This is a genomic window from Micromonospora sp. NPDC049060 (assembly GCF_040649055.1).
GTDB lineage: Bacteria > Actinomycetota > Actinomycetes > Mycobacteriales > Micromonosporaceae > Micromonospora > Micromonospora reichwaldensis.
The window spans coordinates 1-4005 of the sequence record NZ_JBEZEV010000166.1; the positions used below are offsets into that span (position 1 = coordinate 1).

The 4005-nt window shown below is 70.1% G+C and carries 2 protein-coding genes and 1 pseudogene; 1 reads left to right on the forward strand and 2 read right to left on the reverse strand.

From position 1 onward, the window contains the following. Positions 1-106 precede the first annotated feature (106 nt). On the reverse strand, positions 107-2962 hold the full coding sequence (locus AB0B83_RS29980) for an aconitate hydratase (RefSeq protein ID WP_357580988.1): 2856 nt from the start codon (positions 2960-2962) through the stop codon (positions 107-109). A gap of 159 nt (positions 2963-3121) precedes the next feature. Here AB0B83_RS29980 and AB0B83_RS29985 point away from each other — a divergent pair, with 159 nt between their 5' ends. Next, positions 3122-3478: a VOC family protein gene (locus AB0B83_RS29985; RefSeq protein WP_357580989.1), complete on the forward strand. Its 357-nt coding sequence runs from the start codon at positions 3122-3124 to the stop codon at positions 3476-3478. 359 nt (positions 3479-3837) lie between these two features. Here AB0B83_RS29985 and AB0B83_RS29990 read toward each other — a convergent pair. Beyond that, a pseudogene (locus tag AB0B83_RS29990) lies at positions 3838-4005 on the reverse strand (phytochelatin synthase); the annotation flags it as partial.

Consider the following 4005-nt stretch of genomic DNA (forward strand, 5'->3'; position numbering starts at 1 on the left):
CGTCGAAGGCCGCCTCGGACAGGCCGAGCCCGGGTGCCGCGAGATCCCCGGGGACGGCGACGCAACGCTAAGCGTTGACAAGGGGCCCTTCCTTACACGTTAGACGTCAGTTGGCGATCATGCGACGCAGCACGTACTGCAGGATGCCGCCGTGCCGGTAGTAGTCCGCCTCGCCCGGGGTGTCGATCCGGACCACCGCGTCGAACTCGACGCCGGTGTCGGTGCTGACCTTGACCGTACGCGGGGTCTCGCCGTCGTTCAGCGCGGTGACCCCGGCGATGGAGAACGTCTCCGTGCCGGTGAGGCCGAGCGACTCGGCGGTCTCGCCGGCCGGGAACTGCAGCGGCAGCACGCCCATGCCGATCAGGTTCGAGCGGTGGATCCGCTCGTACGACTCGGCGATGACCGCCCTGACGCCGAGCAGCATGGTGCCCTTGGCCGCCCAGTCGCGCGACGAGCCGGAGCCGTACTCCTTGCCGGCCAGCACGACGAGCGGGACGCCCGCCTCCTGGTAGGCCACCGAGGCGTCGTAGATCGACGTCTGCTCGCCGGTCAGGTGGTTGACCGTGAAGCCGCCCTCGACGCCGGGGACCAGCTGGTTGCGCAGCCGGATGTTGGCGAAGGTGCCCCGGATCATCACCTCGTGGTTGCCCCGGCGCGAGCCGTACGAGTTGAACTCGTGCCGCGGCACGCCGTGCTCGGCGAGGTACGTCCCGGCGGGCGAGTCGGCCTTGATGGAACCGGCCGGCGAGATGTGGTCGGTGGTCACCGAGTCGCCCAGCTTGGCCAGCACCCGGGCGTCGGTGATGTCGACGACCGCCTTCGGCTCCCGCTCCATGCCCTCGAAGTACGGGGGCTTGCGGACGTAGGTGGACTCGTCCGCCCAGGCGAACGTGTCGCCGGTCGGGGTGGGCAGCGACTGCCAGCGCTCGTCACCGGCGAAGACGTCCTCGTACGCGGCGCTGAAGCCGGTGGCGCCGATCGCCGAGGCGATGACGTCCTGGATCTCGGCGCTGTTGGGCCAGATGTCCCGAAGGAACACCGGGTTGCCCTCGCCGTCCTCACCGATCGGCTCGTTGGCCAGGTCGATGTCCATCGTGCCGGCCAGCGCGTACGCGACCACCAGCGGCGGGGACGCCAGGTAGTTCATCTTGACGTCCGGGTTGATCCGGCCCTCGAAGTTGCGGTTGCCGGAGAGCACGGAGACGACGGCCAGGTCGGCCTCGTTGACCGCGGCCGAGACCTCCTCGGGCAGCGGGCCGGAGTTGCCGATGCAGGTGGTGCAGCCGTAGCCGACCAGGTGGAAGCCGAGCTTCTCCAGGTAGGGCGTGAGGCCGGCCCGCTCGTAGTAGTCCATGACGACCTTGGAACCCGGGGCCAGGGTGGTCTTCACCCACGGCTTGCGGGTCAGGCCCTTGTCGACCGCGTTGCGGGCCAGCAGGGCCGCGCCGATCATCACCTGCGGGTTGGAGGTGTTGGTGCAGGAGGTGATGGCCGCGATCACCACGGCGCCGTGGTCCAGCTCGTACTCGACGCCGTCGGCGCCGGTGACCCGGATCGGGTTGCTGGCCCGCCCGCCGGAGCCGACCGCCGCCGTCTCCAGGTCGCGCGGCGCGTCGGCCGGGTCGCTGACCCCGTTGGCCGGGGAGTCGCTGGCCGGGAAGGACTCGGCGCTCGCCTCGTCGGCGTGGCCCTGCACGCCGAACGGCTTCTCCAGCTGCGGCACGCCCGACTTGCGGCCACGGTCGCCGCCGGTCTCGTCGGCGGCCACGTAGTCGGTCAGCGCCGAGCGGAACAGCGTCTTGGCGTTGCCCAGCGGGACCCGGTCCTGCGGGCGCTTCGGGCCGGCCAGGGACGGCTCGATCGTGCCGAGGTCCAGCTCCAGGCGCTCCGAGTACTCCGGCTCGGCGTCCGGGTCGTGCCAGAGGCCCTGCTCCTTGGCGTACGCCTCGACGAGCGCGACCTGCGCGGCGTCGCGGCCGGTCAGCTCAAGGTAGCGGACGGTCTCGGCGTCGATCGGGAAGATCGCGACGGTGGAGCCGTACTCCGGGGACATGTTGCCGATGGTGGCCCGGTTGGCCAGCGGCACGGCGCCCACGCCCGGCCCGTAGAACTCGACGAACTTGCCCACCACGCCGTGCTTGCGCAGCATCTCGGTGATGGTGAGCACCAGGTCGGTGGCGGTGGTGCCGGCCGGCATCTCGCCGGAGAGCTTGAAGCCCACCACGCGCGGGATCAGCATGCTGACGGGCTGGCCGAGCATCGCGGCCTCGGCCTCGATGCCGCCGACGCCCCAGCCGAGCACGCCCAGGCCGTTGACCATCGTGGTGTGCGAGTCGGTGCCGACGACCGTGTCCGGGTACGCCTGGCCGTTGCGCTCCATGATCGTACGGGCCAGGTACTCGATGTTGACCTGGTGCACGATGCCCGTGCCCGGGGGGACGACCTTGAACTCGTTGAACGCGGTCTGGCCCCAGCGCAGGAACTGGTAGCGCTCCTTGTTGCGCTCGTACTCCAGCTCGACGTTGCGCTCGAAGGCGTCCTCGCGGCCGAACAGGTCGGCGATGACGGAGTGGTCGATGACCAGCTCGGCCGGGGCGAGCGGGTTCACCTTGGTGGCGTCGCCGCCCAGGTCCCGTACCGCCTCGCGCATGGTGGCCAGGTCGACCACGCAGGGCACGCCGGTGAAGTCCTGCATGAGCACCCGCGCCGGGGTGAACTGGATCTCGACGCTCGGGTCGGCGTCGGATTCCCAGGCGCCGAGCTGCCGGATGTGGTCGGCGGTGATGTTCGCGCCGTCCTCGGTCCGGAGCAGGTTCTCCAGGAGGATCTTCAGGCTGTAGGGCAGCCGTTCGTGGCCCTCCACCTTGCTGATCTTGAAAATCTCGTAGCTCGCGTCTCCGACGCGTAGCTGGGTCTTCGCACCGAAGGTGTCGAGGCTCGCCACGTCGTACTCCTTCACACCAGCGACCGTGAGTAGTCCTGAGCAGTCTGTCGCACCGGTCGGGGTGCCGCCGTGGTTAGGGGACACTTACCGCCGATCTCGTCGTCAACAAAACCGTACGTCCGTCTTGCTAACTTCGCAACCTCGTGCCATCGTTCGGGACGAGGAGGTACCACCATGATCCATCACGTCCAGCTCGCCTGCCCACGCGGCTCCGAGGAGGCGTCGCGGACCTTCTACGTCGGGGTGCTCGGGATGGCCGAGAAGCCCAAACCGCCCGCGCTCGCGGCCCGTGGCGGCTGCTGGTTCACCGGGCACGGCGCGGAACTGCACCTGGGCGTGGAGGACGACTTCCGCCCCGCCCGCAAGGCCCACCCCGGCCTGCTGTGGCCGGACCTGGACGCGCTCGCCGCCCGGTTGGTCGCCGCCGGGTACCCGGTGAGCTGGGGCGACGACGAGCTGCCCGGGCTGCGCCGCTTCCACTCCCAGGACGCGCACGGCAACCGGCTGGAGTTCCTCGCCCCGATCGACTGACCACCAGCGACTTGCTCGCCTCGGTCGGCTGCCCTGCCGGTCGATGCTGGAGTTTCTCGCCTCGGTTGCTCGCTCGGGCGGCTGACCTGCTGGCGGACGCTGGATTTCTCGCCTCGGTCTGTGCCCGTCGGGATGGGCAACGCGGGCCGCCCGCCGCGGGTGCCCCCGGGCTCTGGCTGCGGCTCGGCCCTGGCTGCCGCCTTGGGCTTCGGCTCGGCCCTTTGGCCTGCGCGGCTACGGATGCTGGGTGGAGGTGAGAGACGACGAGAAGGCCGGCCCCTTGTGGGGGCCGGCCTTGTCGTTGGGTGTCGCTGGGTGGTGCGCGGTGCTGGGTCGTGTGTTGGTGTGTCGTTGTTGGGTCAGGCGGTGTAGCCGCGGGTGGCGATCCAGTCGGCGAGGTTGTCGACGCTCATCCGGTAGGAGGCCTGGTTGGGGTCCGCGGAGTCGGCGATGGTGACGGTGTTGCCGTTGTCGCGGTAGCCGACGACGCTGATGTAGTGCCCGCCTTCGAAGGAGTGGGTGGTGCC